17 protein-coding genes are annotated in these 14528 nt (G+C 50.5%); 4 read left to right on the forward strand and 13 right to left on the reverse strand.

The annotated features are described in order from the left end of the window. Positions 1–22 precede the first annotated feature (22 nt). The 5 genes from EVJ30_RS04910 to EVJ30_RS04930 all read right to left on the reverse strand — a co-directional run bounded on the left by EVJ30_RS04910 (position 23) and on the right by EVJ30_RS04930 (position 4898). Positions 23–772: a sulfite exporter TauE/SafE family protein gene (locus EVJ30_RS04910; protein WP_236635548.1), complete on the reverse strand. Its 750-nt coding sequence runs from the start codon at positions 770–772 to the stop codon at positions 23–25. A 115-nt stretch (positions 773–887) separates the two neighbouring features. Further along, entirely contained in the window at positions 888–2270 is a 1383-nt protein-coding gene (locus EVJ30_RS04915) for an MBL fold metallo-hydrolase (RefSeq protein WP_131458214.1), read from the reverse strand. Between the two features lie 15 nt (positions 2271–2285). Next, entirely contained in the window at positions 2286–2849 is a 564-nt protein-coding gene (locus tag EVJ30_RS04920; protein ID WP_131458213.1) for a hypothetical protein, read from the reverse strand. Positions 2850–2860: 11 nt separating this feature from the next. Next, complete coding sequence (locus EVJ30_RS04925) at positions 2861–4054, reverse strand: NAD(P)/FAD-dependent oxidoreductase (RefSeq protein ID WP_131458211.1); 1194 nt, start codon at positions 4052–4054, stop codon at positions 2861–2863. Between the two features lie 196 nt (positions 4055–4250). Beyond that, positions 4251–4898 (reverse strand): peroxiredoxin, encoded by a 648-nt coding sequence (locus tag EVJ30_RS04930; RefSeq protein WP_070329005.1) that lies wholly within the window; start codon positions 4896–4898, stop codon positions 4251–4253. Between the two features lie 260 nt (positions 4899–5158). On the opposite strand from EVJ30_RS04930, the gene EVJ30_RS04935 reads away from it, so the two are divergent. Continuing rightward, on the forward strand, positions 5159–5641 hold the full coding sequence (locus EVJ30_RS04935) for a Dps family protein (protein WP_236635990.1): 483 nt from the start codon (positions 5159–5161) through the stop codon (positions 5639–5641). A 250-nt stretch (positions 5642–5891) separates the two neighbouring features. Here EVJ30_RS04935 and bsh read toward each other — a convergent pair whose 3' ends face one another. The 3 genes from bsh to EVJ30_RS15265 all read right to left on the reverse strand — a co-directional run bounded on the left by bsh (position 5892) and on the right by EVJ30_RS15265 (position 7567). After that, the gene (gene bsh / locus EVJ30_RS04940) at positions 5892–6866 is read right to left on the reverse strand and encodes a choloylglycine hydrolase (protein ID WP_131458209.1); all 975 of its coding nucleotides are present in this window, start codon (positions 6864–6866) and stop codon (positions 5892–5894) included. Positions 6867–6998: 132 nt separating this feature from the next. Continuing rightward, on the reverse strand, positions 6999–7412 hold the full coding sequence (locus tag EVJ30_RS04945; RefSeq protein ID WP_161568817.1) for a hypothetical protein: 414 nt from the start codon (positions 7410–7412) through the stop codon (positions 6999–7001). After that, positions 7409–7567, reverse strand: a complete 159-nt coding sequence (locus EVJ30_RS15265) for a hypothetical protein (RefSeq protein WP_016509914.1) — start codon at positions 7565–7567, stop codon at positions 7409–7411. The genes EVJ30_RS04945 and EVJ30_RS15265 overlap by 4 nt, the downstream gene beginning before the upstream one ends. 117 nt (positions 7568–7684) lie before the next feature. On the opposite strand from EVJ30_RS15265, the gene EVJ30_RS04950 reads away from it, so the two are divergent. Beyond that, a complete protein-coding gene (locus EVJ30_RS04950; protein WP_131468236.1) occupies positions 7685–8020 on the forward strand; it encodes a TM2 domain-containing protein in 336 nt (111 codons plus the stop codon). A gap of 38 nt (positions 8021–8058) precedes the next feature. Here EVJ30_RS04950 and EVJ30_RS04955 read toward each other — a convergent pair whose 3' ends face one another. The 5 genes from EVJ30_RS04955 to EVJ30_RS04975 form a co-directional block, all read right to left on the reverse strand. After that, positions 8059–8643, reverse strand: a complete 585-nt coding sequence (locus tag EVJ30_RS04955) for an NADPH-dependent F420 reductase (protein ID WP_016509935.1) — start codon at positions 8641–8643, stop codon at positions 8059–8061. Positions 8644–8657: 14 nt separating this feature from the next. Further along, positions 8658–9131 (reverse strand): hypothetical protein, encoded by a 474-nt coding sequence (locus tag EVJ30_RS04960; RefSeq protein WP_131458200.1) that lies wholly within the window; start codon positions 9129–9131, stop codon positions 8658–8660. Positions 9132–9228: 97 nt separating this feature from the next. Continuing rightward, positions 9229–10032: an ABC transporter ATP-binding protein gene (locus tag EVJ30_RS04965; RefSeq protein WP_131468240.1), complete on the reverse strand. Its 804-nt coding sequence runs from the start codon at positions 10030–10032 to the stop codon at positions 9229–9231. Next, positions 10029–11075: a FecCD family ABC transporter permease gene (locus EVJ30_RS04970; RefSeq protein WP_131468242.1), complete on the reverse strand. Its 1047-nt coding sequence runs from the start codon at positions 11073–11075 to the stop codon at positions 10029–10031. The genes EVJ30_RS04965 and EVJ30_RS04970 overlap by 4 nt, the downstream gene beginning before the upstream one ends. Further along, on the reverse strand, positions 11072–12049 hold the full coding sequence (locus tag EVJ30_RS04975) for a FecCD family ABC transporter permease (protein ID WP_236633546.1): 978 nt from the start codon (positions 12047–12049) through the stop codon (positions 11072–11074). Before EVJ30_RS04975 ends, EVJ30_RS04970 begins: the two co-directional genes overlap by 4 nt. Before the next feature lie 128 nt (positions 12050–12177). On the opposite strand from EVJ30_RS04975, the gene EVJ30_RS04980 reads away from it, so the two are divergent. Together EVJ30_RS04980 and EVJ30_RS04985 are read left to right on the forward strand one after the other, a co-directional pair. Then, positions 12178–13113: an ABC transporter substrate-binding protein gene (locus EVJ30_RS04980; RefSeq protein WP_131468244.1), complete on the forward strand. Its 936-nt coding sequence runs from the start codon at positions 12178–12180 to the stop codon at positions 13111–13113. A 247-nt stretch (positions 13114–13360) separates the two neighbouring features. Further along, positions 13361–14521 (forward strand): RNA-guided endonuclease InsQ/TnpB family protein, encoded by a 1161-nt coding sequence (locus EVJ30_RS04985; RefSeq protein ID WP_236635993.1) that lies wholly within the window; start codon positions 13361–13363, stop codon positions 14519–14521. Positions 14522–14528 lie beyond the last annotated feature (7 nt).

Here is a 14528-nt window from a genome sequence, read left to right on the forward strand (position 1 = left end):
CTTCTTTATTATATGCTTCTCATCATGCGAGCAAGTCCGACCAAATTTTGATTGCGGTCGCTAAAATAAGTAATGAAAGAATCCATTGGAGGATTTTTGTGTTCATTTTTTGACCGAGCTTCGCTCCAAGTGGCGACGCGATTACACTAGCAACAATCATGACAGCCGCAGGTTCGTATAACACTTGTCCCGTCGCCACTTTTCCGACTGTCGATCCAATCGATGAAATGAATGTGATGGCCAAAGATGTCGCAATTGTCACACGTGTCGGAATTTTTAAGACGAGCAACATGATTGGAACAAGAATAAAAGCCCCAGCCGCTCCGACGATACCAGACGCCAACCCTGTCACAAATGCAAGCGAGGCGGCCAGTGGTCGATTGAACTCAATCTCATCAGCTTTCTTAGATTCGTCCCCTTTTTTCGGAAGAAACATCATAATGACAGCTAATGTTGCCAATACGGCATAGACGATATTAATACCATTTTCAGACATATACGTTGATCCAAATCCACCAATCAGTCCGCCGATGAGGATACTACTCCCCATATATAAAATGAGCGGCTTATTTAAATATCCACCTTTTCGATATGCAAAAACTCCAGCGATTGTCGCAAAAAAGACTTGAATCGCACTGATTCCGGATACTTCATGCGCACTTAATGCAGCAAATCCTAGAGCCGGTGGAATATAGAGAAGCATCGGATATTTGATAATGGACCCACCGACGCCTACCATTCCTGAAATAAACGAGCCGATAAAACCGATCATAAAAATCGTCACAAACCATAACCAATCCAACATCCATCATCCTTTTCCTTATAATTTTTTTCATACTAAAACAGACCGGACGCAGAAACTCGCGTCCGGTGGGCCCTTCTGTTTCTTATTTGACGACTTCGCTTTCGTATCGGTTGTATCCACCAATCATATTGATAGCGTTAATGCCATGACGGCGTAAAATCGACGTCCCGATTGCTGAGCGTGCCCCGGACTGGCACTGCACGATCACTTGTTCAGCTTGAGGGATTTCCTCGATGCGACGATTTAATGAGCCAAGCATGATGTGTTGTGCGTCTTCAATATGACCAGCCTCCCACTCTGTCAAGTTTCGGACATCAATCAAATGAGCCCCCTGCTGAAGATACTCTCGGACATCCTTCGGTTCAATCTCTTCATATACATCATTGAACTTGACGTCTTCAGGTATCGCATATCCAGCTAAATTATCGATTCCAATCGAGCGAAGCGCGATTTTGATTGCCTCGATTTCCTCGTCTTCCGCAATAAGATAGAAAGGTGTATCATAGTCGACAATCCATCCCATCCAATTTGTAAAAGATGCGTCAAATGGCACATTTACTGTTTTTTCCAAATGTTGCACTTTGAATGGATCGGATGGACGTGTGTCGACTACAAGATGCCCATTTGACACGTAGTTTGCAATTATGTCTCCCTCCATTTTCTTGACAGCTGGCAACTCATGAACAAGCGGTACGCCGACTTTGTTCACGCGCTTCATGACGGCAAAGTATCGCGGCGGTTCCGGTTGCCCCTCGAGCAATGCCTTCATAAAGCTCGCTTCATCACTAAAACGCATCGCCCAGTTGAACTCTTTCTCATACCCGACTGTCGAAGAAGGAACAGCCCCAAGTGATTTACCACAAGCACTTCCAGCGCCATGGGCCGGCCAGACTTGAAGGTAATCCGGTAGTTGTTTAAATTTCTCGATTGATTGATACATCGCCTTCGCGCCAGATTCAGAAGTGCCTACAATCCCTGCTGCTTTTTCCAATAGATCCGGTCGCCCCACATCTCCTACGAACACAAAATCTCCCGTGAAAATCCCCATCGGTTTATCCGCGCCGCCACCTTGGTCGGTAAGCAGGAACGAGATACTTTCCGGCGTGTGTCCAGGTGTATGCATGACCTCAAACTTTAAATTACCAATCGGGAAAGAGTCCCCATCCTTCAAGAGCTGAGCTGTAATACCATCTAAATTTTCGTATTTCCAATTCTCATCACCTTCATCCGAGATGTACATAGTGGCACTAGTCTCAGCTGCGAGTTCACGTGATCCAGCGACGAAATCCGCATGGATATGCGTTTCTAAAGCTCCTACGATGTGAAGACCTTCCTTTTTCGCCGTTTCAAGATAAGGCGTAATGTTTCGCATCGGATCGACCACGATAGCCTCTCCTGTTTTTTGACAACCTACTAAATATGACGCATGTGCCAATTTTTCATCGTAAAAATAACGTAGTAACATGTGTGCGTATCCTCCTTATTTTTTGTTTATCGTTTTTTCTGACATGACTTCAATTGTGGCTTGGATATATCGTAGCCCTTGTTGTACTGAAGGTTCTTTCAACCATTTCATCATCATAAAGAGCGAAATCGGTTTTGTGTCATTCATGGCCCGTCGGCGAACCTCTTCTGCAATACTTTTAGTTTCAGTTGCTTTCTCGACCAACGGCTTCGTATAGCCTTCAAGGCGATCCGCGACGATATCTCGCGTCGATTCATCTTCATAAGCGTCTTTCATAAACATAAATAATTGTTCCATTTGTTCTATAAGCGTCAATAATAAAGGAAGTTTTTCTGTCAGCTTTATCGCACTTGTCCATGTATCGATATTCAGATTTGACGTATCCATTAACACGTCAAGCTTTTCCCGTACGGCTTGATCCATTAAACTGGCGTGCCCAAAATCAATCGCGTCCTCTACTCTTCGAAGTGATCGTTCAATCTCCGGCAAGCGGGCGGCAAGCGAAACTAATGCTTTTTCGACATCTTGCTGAGTCAAGACGCTCTCGAGAGTTTGTTCTCCGTGAACTGTAGAATTCATATTACTCCCCCTCACATCGTCCCTTTTAACATGCCGTTCCAATACATGATCGGAAGGAAATCTTTTTTCAAGATGTACATACTATGTCGCTCTTTTGCTTGATTGAACGGCATCGACTCTTGGGGAACCTTCTCATAATCAAATTCAGCGAGGATTAACTTGTTATATCCTGTGACAATCGGACACGAAGAGTAACCATCATAAGAAGCCACCACGGGCATGTTGTCGATAAGTGACAGCAAATTCGCCACAACGACCGGGGCCTGCTTACGAATCGCCGCCCCTGTTTTCGATGTGGGAAGGTTTGTACAGTCTCCAATCCCAAAAACGGTATTGAACGATTGATGTTGGAGGGTATGTTTATCAACATTGACCCATCCTCCTGCGTCACTTAAGGGACTGTTTCGAATGAATTGTGGTGAACGCATCGGTGGTGTGACATGAATCATGTCATAGCGAATTTCGAATCCACGATCTCCGTCTAAATCTTCGAATACAGCGATCTTTTCTTCAGCACGAATCTCTATTAAATTGACACGAAAATGTGTTTCGATGTCTTTTCGATCAACTACCTTCTCCAACGCGTTGCGATATTTTTCAACATCAAATATTGCTGGATTTGCCGAACCAAAAATGATTTCACTCTGATCACGAAGTCCTTTTTTCTGTAAATGGTCCTCGACGAGATACATAATTTTTTGCGGCGCCCCCCCGCATTTCACCGGAGATGCAGGATGCGTAAAAAGGGCCGTTCCGCCTTTGAACTGACGTAACGTTTCCCATGTGTAATCCACATGTTCAAACGAGTAGTTGCTACAAACTCCATTCGTGCCTAGTGATTCTTTCAAACCCTTGATTTTTTCCCAATCAATTTCAATCCCCGGCGATACGACTAAATAATCGTATTGTATCTTCCCGTGTTTAGATGTCTCTACTTGTTGCTCATTAGGTAAGAACGTGGTCACTCTATCTTGTAACCACTCAGCCCCTTCTGGAATCAACGTTTCCATATCACGTTCTGATTCTGACTTCTGGGCAGCACCAGCTCCCACAAGTGTCCAGAGCGGTTGATAATAATGTTTTTCAGCCGGATCGATTAATAACACCTCTCCGTTCAAGCTCTTTCGTTCTCTCAACAGACGCGCAGCGACACTGATTCCTCCTGTCCCAGCGCCAATAATAACGACTCGAAAACGCGTTTTCATGGAACTCCCCCTCTTTTGTTTTTCTCTCTGATTGATATCATCTCTTTTGAACAAACTACAACAATCAACCATGAGATTTATCACATTACTATCTTAGTTGAAAGCGCATGCAAGACACATAGGGGGATTCCCTCAATTCGACACGAGCCATACCCTTATCAGAGAATTCTGAGGAAGGTATGGCTCGTTTATAACTTTAAATTTCCTTTTTACAGAAATACCAATCTACACACTCGTATCGTGGGTCTTTTGCCCGTTCTTCAGCTTCTTTCTGTGTCTTAGGCGGTTTGACAATGACTTTATCACCTTTCACCCAGTTTGCAGGGATTGAAACCATATGTTCGTCCGCAGTTTGAAGTCCGTCGAGCGCACGCAAAATTTCTTGCATATTGCGTCCTAAGCTCAAAGGATAGTAGATGATTGTACGTACTGTTTGATTCGGATCAATGATAAAGACCGCTCGTGACGCCTCCGTTGTCCCGCCTTCTGGCATCAACATCCCGTAGTCCGTTGCGACTTTTTGATCAAGGTCTGCAATGATCGGGAACGTCAATTCGACACCGAACTTCTCTTTTACATTCAAAACCCAAGCAATATGAGATGACACACTATCAACACTGAGACCGATCAAGTCAGTATTGCGAGCTTTAAGTTCAGGGTAGATTTCTTGAAAAGCAATAAATTCTGATGTACAAACAGGAGTGAAGTCAGATGGGTGTGAGAAAAGAATCCACCATCTTCCTTCAAAGTCTTTATTCGTGAGCGTCCCATGCGTGGTTTTCGCTTCAAATGCTGGAGCTTGTTCACCGATGCGAGGCATTGGTTTAATAATTGTTTCATTCATAAATGATAATTCCTCCTACTTGATAATTTATATTACATGATAATTATTATCGATAATCACTTCTTCGTATATAGGGGTATTCCCTCAATTGTCACGTAGACCTTTGCATATGTTGAGCCAAGCCGTTATCGATATGGATATAATGGGTACCAAAGAGTTGTCAGAAATTCGTTTTTTATGTGTAACACTCTCGTTGCCCTTGAATGTTTAAATCGCATAATAATCGAGATGACAGCTTTTTTAAATGTGTTTGTTAAGAGATGGATAAAAATGCATTGGAGGAATTTATGATGGCAAGTCAGATTGCATTGGACACACTGAACAAAGAAGTTGCGAACTACGGACTACTCTATGTCAAATTACACAACTACCATTGGTATATTAGCGGCCCACACTTTTTCACATATCATGAAAAGTTGGAGGAACTATACAAATTAACCGCTGAACTTTATGATGACGTGGCTGAGCGTCTTCTTATGAATGATGGAACACCTTACGCAACGATGAGAGAATACCTTGATCATGCAACGTTAAATGAAGGTGACCGTAATAATTCTACGGATATGATGATTGAAGAAATAATCGAGGACTTTAAAGCGATTCGTAAAGAGATGCAAGAAGCCATGGAGCAATTCGAAGATGGAGATGAAGCCATCGAGGATACTTTTGTATCACACATCGAACAACTTGAAAAAGAAATCTGGATGCTCTCTACAGCACTAGGCAAAAAAACGAAGTTATGATGATTTACTATTTGGTAGAATGATACTGTTTTTAATAACTAGATAGGTGAACATAAAAGACTATCGTGCACTCAGAATACATTTGAGGCAGCGTAGACATAAAAATGGTACACAGAAGCAAACGACGACTGTGTAAAAACATAAGAGACTGAGCGTCTATACGAAAATTGGCAACACGAACGATAAACCTCCGCTCTATAACACACAAGCTCTCTCGCTTCAGCTTTCTGCTGGGCAAGAGGGCTTGTTGTCAGTTCGCGTAATGAATCTGTTGCCCGGTGACGAGCGGGTAAACAATCAGCCGCGTCCCGTCTAAGTCTTCATTGAACAGCGACACGGCCGTGATCTGGCTGTTCTCATACGTTTGATAGTAGTAGATGCCTCGGTCCATATTGCAGCAAGACGAGTAGGTCGTATATTCGAACGTCCCATCTGCTGCCTCGTTCAGCCCCCGTGTCTGCATCACGGTGTCCAACAGCTTGAAGAACTGGCTGACGCTCTCGGACTCGGCCTGCCCGGAGACCGAGTTGAATTTGGCGAACGTCGCTCGTACGAATCGCGACGTCGACGATAAGTCCCCGGGTAACCCATGACCGCCTAAGCCGAGGCAATACGGTTCGAGCTCGAGTGCTTTCGCAAACGTGTTGTCCGGTAGCTTCGTCGACACATGACGGTAGTCGTTCAAATTGAACAGTTGATAGTCGAACGACGGATTGTTCGTCAACACGCCGACCGGATTGTCGTACACACGCAATCTATTTTTAAGTGGTTCCACGACGATCGACTGCTGTTGGTCGGCAATCAGCCAATGGAGCGGGTGAAGCCGAAGTACGTCGCTGAAATCGATGTTGACTAAGTTGATCGTCTCGAGTCGTTGCTTCACCTCGCCCACCGTGGCACACTGTCCGAGTATCCAAGGGATGAACTCGAACGGAGACACATTGTCTAACCCGCTCGCCTCCGGTTTGAAGTCGGCGTTGCCCGGAAAATTAAGACCGGCCATACTGAGACCCGATTCATTTGTCGCATCATAATAGAGCGGATAGTCGTCGACGATTGTCGCCATCCCGATCATCGCGTAATGATGAGGGGCATCGTCGACTCGTCTATATTTAAAGGGATAGTTCCTGGGCGTGATCGTCACTTGCTCGTGATAAGAGACGTTCAGGTCAAGATTGCGTCCGAAATAGTGGTCTTTTGTCGAATACGTGATGGCTGTACACATAACAGGACTCCTTCCGTTCAAAAACAGACAACGACACTCTTTGGTCTATTCACGTTATCCGGGGACTTCAACCACAGATCCTGACGACAAAAGACCGGTCAAGCTGTCGCTTTACCGGTCTCGCTCGCTATGTTATACGTGACGTTCGACAGAAGGTTCCAGGTCTTGAAAAAACCAGAGACCAAAGCCCTTTAATCCGAAGACGAGCGCCAGTCCGTAATGCATGAGCGCGCGCAACGAATAGTCGATTGTCTCGACCCGAAACGAGATGAAGAACCCGATCATCAACGCGACAATCACGACGCGAAGCGTGAACGTACTTGCTTGTTCCCCGATGGCTTTCCCCGTCGCGTCACCCTGTGAATACGCCACGTCATGGCGCCAATAATAAAAAACTAACGCGAACGACATCAAAGTACTTTGAGGCACGTCCCCGAGCAGGAGTTCCACTACGACCATCCCGAGCATAACGCCCGTCCCTAGTTTCAGTACGTCTTGGTTCGAAAACTTCTCCCGAACACGAAGCATTACCGAACGCTTCTTCATAACACGATAAACCCGACCGTCAATAGTCCATACATGAAGCCAAGGACAATCACGCTGATGGCAATCGATTTATATTGCGGATACTTATGTAACACGACCGCTCCCGCGATGATGTGAATAAACGCGACGATGAACGTCAAAATGGCAAAGCCCATTTGGTTCTTCCTCTCTTCTAAAAAAATAAATAGAAATTCATGGGAATTCATCCGTTTCCCGGTACAATAAAGAATGCATTTATTATATCAATTTTTGGAAAGAAGGCACACCACACCATGAATTATTCACGTACCGATTTAACGACTGAGGAAATGCTCCTCGTCAACAGCGAAGTCGAGAAAAAGAAACGCAATCTCGTCGTTGCGTATTTGCTTTGGCTCTTCCTCGGAGGATTTGGTGCTCACCGCTTCTATTTCAAGAAAACAGGAACAGGCATTGCCATGCTCTTGATGGTCGTTTTGACGATTGGTTTCGGTGCTATCATCACAGGCATTTGGGCACTCGTCGATGCGTTCCTCATGCCTGGTTGGCAACAACGCGAAGTCGAAACAATCGAGCGGGAGACGATCGAGTCGTTGAAAACTCGTAACGAGCAACAAGCAGCCTTTTAACGATCAGACGGCCACGCAAGCGCGCGGCCGTCTTTTGGTTAGAAACTATTCTCTTTTAAGTAGAACGCGAAATTGCGATGTTTCCGCTCTTTCGTCGCGTAATGAATCCATAACCAGGCGAGCGACTCGAGTTCACGGGCGAGCTTCAAGTGGTGGAGCGTATGCGCGTCGAAGCCGATCTTCGAGGCCAAGCCTTGAACGGCCCGAACCGCCTCCTGATCGTCCCCGGCGATGAACATCATCGACTTGTTCGGGTTCTCCAAGGTCTCGACCCCGGTCTGGTTGAACGCCTTGACGATGCGGACGTGCGGGGCCAAGTCCTGCAGATGTTCGGCCCCCGACTTCCCATCCGGCCGCTCAATCGCGTCAAACTCTTTCGCGATCGGGTTCGTCACATCGATAACGATCTTGTCGTTCAAATCCCGGAGCGACTGAATCAAATCGATCGCCGCCGCGAACGGTGTCGTCAGTAACAGAACGTCACTGTTTGACGCCACTTCTTGGAGCGACATCGTTCCCTCTCGTTCCGTCCGAGTCCCGTATAACACGTCATAGCCGACGTCCTCGAACTTGCGGCCGAGCGTACGCCCGACCTTGCCGGCTCCTAATATCCCGATCTTCATGTATCGAGTCCCCCTTATAATTCTTCGTCCGTCCGCGTAATCGTCCCACCGAGTTCGCTCGCGAGCCCATCGAGCACCGAATGGTCAAACTCTTCCCCGATCCCCATCACACCGGTCTGCCCGGGCTCGATGTTGCCGACGGTCCGTTTGAACGTCTCTTGAATGCTTTGGACGTGCTTCAAATCTTTCGTCCCACCGATCAGTCCGCCGGTGAGCGTCCCGAACAGAATCCCGAACGGTCCCCCGAGGATACCAACCGCCATCCCAATCAACGCGCCTTTCGTCGATTTCGTCACCGGTTTCAACTGCACCGCGTCCTCAAATGAAAACGCCCCGTTGTCCTCACGCTTGATGACGACGAGTTGTTCGAACCCGATAAGCCCGTCGGCGTGATATTTTTTCAACTTGCTGAACGCCTGATACGAAATCGACTCTTCTGGAAACGTGAACGTAACGATATGGTACGGCTGTTTTTCCTTCTTACTCATGTTGGCTCCTCCTTTTACACATACAGGGACACATCAGCTTTCCTTTAGTTCTTCCCCGGGTTCAGACGAAAAAAAACCTAGTCCGAAGACTAGGCATTCAAGGATGTTTCTCATTCAATTCATAATGCGAGTACGGGATACAGAGCGGCGTCCCGTACAGCGGGTCTTTCGTGACGACGACTTTTAAGCCGAAGACGTCTTTCATGAACGTCTCATCGACGACGTCGTTCGGATCGCCTTGACGGTAGACGTTGCCGCCCGCGAGTGCGATGACGTGATCAGCGTAACGACAAGCGAGATGCAAGTCGTGGAGCACCATGATGATCGTCTTGCCTTCCAACCGGTTCAACCGGTACATTAAGTCGAGGATCTCGATTTGGTGCGACATGTCGAGATATGTCGTCGGCTCATCGAGAAGGATCGTCTCCGACTCTTGGGCCAAGGCGAGGGCGATCCAGACGCGCTGCTTCTGCCCACCCGACAAGTTGCTGACGAGCGTGTCTCGAAGCGAGACCGTGTCTGTGAAGGCGAGCGCCCGCTCGACGGCGCGCTCATCGTCTTCCGAATAGCGCTTGAAGAACGTCTGGTACGGGTAACGGCCGAAGCGGACGAGCTGTTCGACGGTCAGGCCGTCCGGAGCGACGTTCACTTGCGGCATGAACGCCATGAGCCGGGCCGCTTCCTTCGCCCGGTAAGCGTCGAGCGGCTTATCGCGGAACGAGACCGTGCCTGCTAAAGCGTTGCGCTGCCTCGCGAGCGTCGATAAAAGCGTCGACTTCCCGCACCCGTTCGCGCCGATGAGCACGGTGATCTTTCCGTGTGGGATCGAGAACGTCAAATCGTCGAGCACCGTCTTCTGTTCATAGCCGATGGCGACTTGCTGTAAATCAAATGTATTCATCTCATGCTTCCTTTCATCATACGGCGAAGTAAATAGAAGAAGTACGGCGCACCGATGACGGCTGTCATCACACCGGTCCGGAGCTCATACGGATAAAAGATCGTCCGCCCGATCGCGTCCGCCAACACGACGATCGTCGCCCCGACGAGGAGCGTCGCCCAAACATAAGGCAGTTTCAATCCTTGACGGGCGATGTGCGGTGCCATCAGTCCGACGAAGCCGATGGCGCCGACGAAGGCGACACCGATGCCGGCGAGTAAACACGACAACAAGAGCGTCCCCCGTTGGATCCCGCGCACCGGCACCCCGATGCTCGTCGCAACCGCCTCACTGATGTGGAGCGGCCGGACGTGCCGTTCAATCAAGAAAGCGGCAAGTAAAAACAGGATCGCGAGCGGGACCATGATCGTCAGTTGCTTCCACGTCGCTGCGTACACCGTACCGGTCAACCATTGTTGAATATCGTTCTTCCGATAAACGTTCGAGGCGAGCATCATGAACTGGACGAGCCCTTGCGAGAAGATGCTGATCCCGATCCCGATGAGTGCGAGTCGGACCGGCGGGACGCCGCGCTTCAATAAATAAAACAGAAACGCCCCGACCACGAGTGCCCCGGCAAACGAGGCGAACGGGATATAGGCGAGCGGGACGGACAACTGATTCGTCCGCTCGTCGGTGAAGACGGTAAAGAACGTCGCCGTCGCCACCCCGGCCCCACCGACGATCCCGAAAATCTCGGGTGAGGCGAGTTCGTTCTTGATGGTCAACTGTAACAAATGCCCGCTGACGGCGAGACAGGCCCCGGCGGTGATCGCCATGAGCACGCGCGGCATCCGGAACTCGTAGACGATGAGCTCCGCGAACGCGTCACCCGATCCAGCGAAGAGTGCCCCGAGTGACCACGGCGTCAAAAACGTTTCTCCGATGGCGAGACCTAAATAAATGGCAATGATGAGACCGACAAGTAAAGCAACCGCCAAGACGACTTCACGCCTCCTGAGCGTGAACGAGAACGGTCCTTTTCGAAAACTGTATGATTTCATGACTTAAAGACTCCTTGTCTAGCACTGACGAGATAGATGAAGAAAGCTCCACCGATGACGGCGAGCACGACACCGACCGTGACTTCGCGGGGGAATAAAATGATACGTCCGAAAATATCGGCCGCGAGCAACAGTACACTTCCGAGCAGGGCGCTCCCGAGCAACCTCGCGAAAAACGCCGTACCGAACATGTACCTAGCGAGGTGCGGGGCGAGCAATCCGACAAAAGCGATCGGACCGGCCAGCGCGACACCGAACGCCGACAAGATGACGGCGAGCGTCACGGCGACGAACTTCACAACACCGACGTTTTGACCGAGCGAACGGGCGACTTGATCACCGAGCGACAACGTCTCAAGTTCTTTACTGATGAAGATGACGAGCACGGTCGCGCCAATCATCCATGGCAAGAGCGTCGTCACGAGCGTTAGCGATCGTCCCGCGACCGACCCGGTCAGCCAAAATAGCACTTCGTCGAGCGCCCCTTCCTCATACGCGATAATCGATTGGGTGAACGAGCTGAACAGCGCCGCGAGCGATGCGCCGGCGAGCGTCATATACATGACGTTGCCACCGTTCGCGCTGAGGAGATAGACGATGACACCGGCGATGAAAGCGCCAATGAGTGCGGCCGTCGTGAACGAGGCGATACTGCTGAACCCGAACAGCGTCACGAGCACGATGGCGAGACTCGCCCCGGCGTTGACGGCCAAAATATCGGGTGACGCGAGCGGGTTGCGCGTCACGAGTTGAAACAAGAGTCCAGCCAAGCCGAGGACACTCCCGACGACGAGGGCGACGGCGGTCCTCGGAATCCGATTGTCCTCTAAGGCGATCATCGCCTTAGAGGATACGTCACCACCTAAGCCGAGCACGTCTTCGTGACCGACCGGGATGACGCCGACCCGTAAACTGATATAACTCAAGATTGGTAATGCGATGATCAAGGCAAATAGTTTGATCCACGGTTTCATCATTTCCTCACTTCTTTCCTCCCCTACCATAGCAAAATCTCGCTGTTAGAAAAAGGGGTTGACAGTGATAATCATTATCACTTATAGTCGGGAAGGAAAACTTACTATACAGAGGAGACTTTATCCATATGAAAAAACTTACATTAGCGTTACTTACGCTCTGTCTGACCGTTGTCCTCGCTGCTTGCGGCGGGTCGGAAGAGGCGACCAACTCGAACGAATCAGAAGAAGCAGCGACACGCACAGTCGAGCACGCCATGGGCACGGCTGAAGTTCCAACAGAGCCGAAACGCGTCGTCGTCTTGACGAACGAAGGGACCGAGGCGTTGATCGCCCTCGGCGTCAAACAAGTCGGTGCCGTCAAGTCATGGAACGGTGACCCGTGGTACCCGCACATCGAGTCTGAGATGACAGATGTGACGGAAGTCGGGACAGAGAGCGAGGTCAACCTCGAGGCGATCGCGAAACTCGATCCAGACCTCATCATCGGTACGAAGCTTCGCCAAGAGAACATCTATGACAAGCTGAACGCGATCGCACCGACGGTCATGTCAGAGACGCTTAAAGGCGACTGGCAAGAGAACTTCGCGCTTTACGCGAATGCCCTCAACCTCGAAGACAAAGGAAAAGACGTGTTAGCTGACTACGACCAACACGTCGCAGACACGAAAACTGAGCTCGGCGACGCCGTGAACAAAGAATTGTCGGTCGTACGTTTCCTTCCTGGCGCGTCACGCATCTACTTCACGGACAGCTTCTCAGGCGTCATCTTAGGCGACGTCGGCGTCAAACGCCCGGCGTCACAAGACCGCACGGAATTCGCTGAAGAAGTCACGATGGAACGCATCCCGGAAATGGACGGCGACCATATCGTCTACTTCACATATGGCGGTGCGGACGGATCGAAGACGGCCGAAGAATGGCAGTCAAACCAGCTTTGGAAAGACTTGAAAGCCGTCAAGGCCGGTGAAGTGACCGAAGTGAGCGACGATACGTGGAACACGTCGGGCGGCGTCTTGTCAGCCAACGAAGTGCTCGACGAACTCGTCACCATCTTGAAATAAGCACAAGCGCGCCAAATCGGCGCGCTTTTTTTAACATAATTAAGCGAGAATTCTCCCACCTCTAAGCGTCTGGGGCGAAGCCCAGCGTAGGTGGGAGATGAATCGCCCGTACATAAACTTCTTGGCCACCCCTGTGACAGATATGACGAACAGAAGTTCGTGATTCCGTCAGATTTCCCTTCCCCCGTCGCGGGTATCGGATGAGGAAGGCGTTCATCACGATCATCGGCCGAGAGGAGGGGGAGACATGCTGAATGGCTACAAATACCGGCTCCACCCGACGTCGGAACAGGCCGATTTCCTGGTCAGGACGATCGGCTGTGCCCGGTTCATCTACAACAAGCTGCTCGAGGACCGCATCGCCATCCACGAGGAGGCGAAGGCTGGGACCGGCCCGAAGCGCAAACTGCCGACACCCGCCTCGTACAAGCCCCTGTTCCCGTTCCTCGCCGAGGCGGACAGCCTCGCGCTCGCGAATGCGAAGCTTCACCTCGACGCGGCGTTCGCGAAGTTCTTCGCCGGGACGGCCGGCTTTCCGGTGTTCAAGTCGAGACGGAAATCGCGCGCCTCCTACACGACGAACAACCAGCACGGCACGATCCGCATCGAGGGGGACCGGGTCCGGCTCCCGAAGGTCGGGTTCATCCGCTTCACACAGCACCGAATCTTCGACGGGGCCATCCGCTCTGCGACCGTGTCGATGACGAAGACGGGCAAGTTCTTCGTGTCGCTCCTCGTCGAGCAGGACGACGAGCCGTGGGTCCCGGCCGAGCACAAGATTGGGATCGACCTCGGCCTCGGGCACTTCGCCGTCATGACGAACGACGCGCTCGTCACGGAGAAGATCGCGAACCCGCGCAACCTACGAAAGGCCGAGGCGCGGCTCAAACGCACGCAGCGTGCGCTCTCCCGCAAGAAGCCCGGCAGCCGGAACCGCGAGAAGGCCCGGCTCGTCCTCGCGAAGAAACACGAGCAGGTCAAGAACCGACGGCACGACTTCCTCCACAAGCTGTCTAGACGCATCGTCGACGAGAACCAAGTCGTCGTGGTCGAGACGCTGAAGCCGAGGGAGATGATGCAGGACCGCCGCCTGGCGAAGTCGATCGGGGACTCCGGGTGGGGCGAGTTCGTCCGCCAGCTCGCCTATAAATGCAGGTTCCACGGCCGGACGCTCGTTCAAGCCGATCCGTGGTTCGCCTCGACCCAGGTCTGTTCGGCCTGCGGCGAGAACGGCGGCAAGAAGGACCTGCACGTCCGCGAGTGGACATGCGCCGCATGCGGCGCGCACTATAAATGTCAACGTCTTTATGTACAATTTCGTTCGCTTAATAATGCTCACTATTGCTCACTTCATCAGCCACAGTTTGTTCTGACCGATGGTCTTTCAATCGATAAGAGTCCCCGGTGATTGGCAC

This window comes from Exiguobacterium sp. SH5S13 (assembly GCF_004337085.1).
Lineage (GTDB): Bacteria > Bacillota > Bacilli > Exiguobacteriales > Exiguobacteriaceae > Exiguobacterium > Exiguobacterium aurantiacum_A.

What these genes read in the sequence shown, in the direction of transcription:
- EVJ30_RS04910 (WP_236635548.1), bottom strand. Translation starts at nt 772, where the DNA reads ATGATCGGTTTTATCGGCTCGTTTATTTCAGGAATGGTAGGCGTCGGT.
- EVJ30_RS04915 (WP_131458214.1), bottom strand. Translation starts at nt 2,270, where the DNA reads ATGTTACTACGTTATTTTTACGATGAAAAATTGGCACATGCGTCATAT.
- EVJ30_RS04920 (WP_131458213.1), bottom strand. Translation starts at nt 2,849, where the DNA reads ATGAATTCTACAGTTCACGGAGAACAAACTCTCGAGAGCGTCTTGACT.
- EVJ30_RS04925 (WP_131458211.1), bottom strand. Translation starts at nt 4,054, where the DNA reads ATGAAAACGCGTTTTCGAGTCGTTATTATTGGCGCTGGGACAGGAGGA.
- EVJ30_RS04930 (WP_070329005.1), bottom strand. Translation starts at nt 4,898, where the DNA reads ATGAATGAAACAATTATTAAACCAATGCCTCGCATCGGTGAACAAGCT.
- EVJ30_RS04935 (WP_236635990.1), top strand. Translation starts at nt 5,159, where the DNA reads ATGGATAAAAATGCATTGGAGGAATTTATGATGGCAAGTCAGATTGCA.
- bsh (WP_131458209.1), bottom strand. Translation starts at nt 6,866, where the DNA reads ATGTGTACAGCCATCACGTATTCGACAAAAGACCACTATTTCGGACGC.
- EVJ30_RS04945 (WP_161568817.1), bottom strand. Translation starts at nt 7,412, where the DNA reads ATGAAGAAGCGTTCGGTAATGCTTCGTGTTCGGGAGAAGTTTTCGAAC.
- EVJ30_RS15265 (WP_016509914.1), bottom strand. Translation starts at nt 7,567, where the DNA reads ATGGGCTTTGCCATTTTGACGTTCATCGTCGCGTTTATTCACATCATC.
- EVJ30_RS04950 (WP_131468236.1), top strand. Translation starts at nt 7,685, where the DNA reads ATGAATTATTCACGTACCGATTTAACGACTGAGGAAATGCTCCTCGTC.
- EVJ30_RS04955 (WP_016509935.1), bottom strand. Translation starts at nt 8,643, where the DNA reads ATGAAGATCGGGATATTAGGAGCCGGCAAGGTCGGGCGTACGCTCGGC.
- EVJ30_RS04960 (WP_131458200.1), bottom strand. Translation starts at nt 9,131, where the DNA reads ATGAGTAAGAAGGAAAAACAGCCGTACCATATCGTTACGTTCACGTTT.
- EVJ30_RS04965 (WP_131468240.1), bottom strand. Translation starts at nt 10,032, where the DNA reads ATGAATACATTTGATTTACAGCAAGTCGCCATCGGCTATGAACAGAAG.
- EVJ30_RS04970 (WP_131468242.1), bottom strand. Translation starts at nt 11,075, where the DNA reads ATGAAATCATACAGTTTTCGAAAAGGACCGTTCTCGTTCACGCTCAGG.
- EVJ30_RS04975 (WP_236633546.1), bottom strand. Translation starts at nt 12,049, where the DNA reads ATGAAACCGTGGATCAAACTATTTGCCTTGATCATCGCATTACCAATC.
- EVJ30_RS04980 (WP_131468244.1), top strand. Translation starts at nt 12,178, where the DNA reads ATGAAAAAACTTACATTAGCGTTACTTACGCTCTGTCTGACCGTTGTC.
- EVJ30_RS04985 (WP_236635993.1), top strand. Translation starts at nt 13,361, where the DNA reads ATGCTGAATGGCTACAAATACCGGCTCCACCCGACGTCGGAACAGGCC.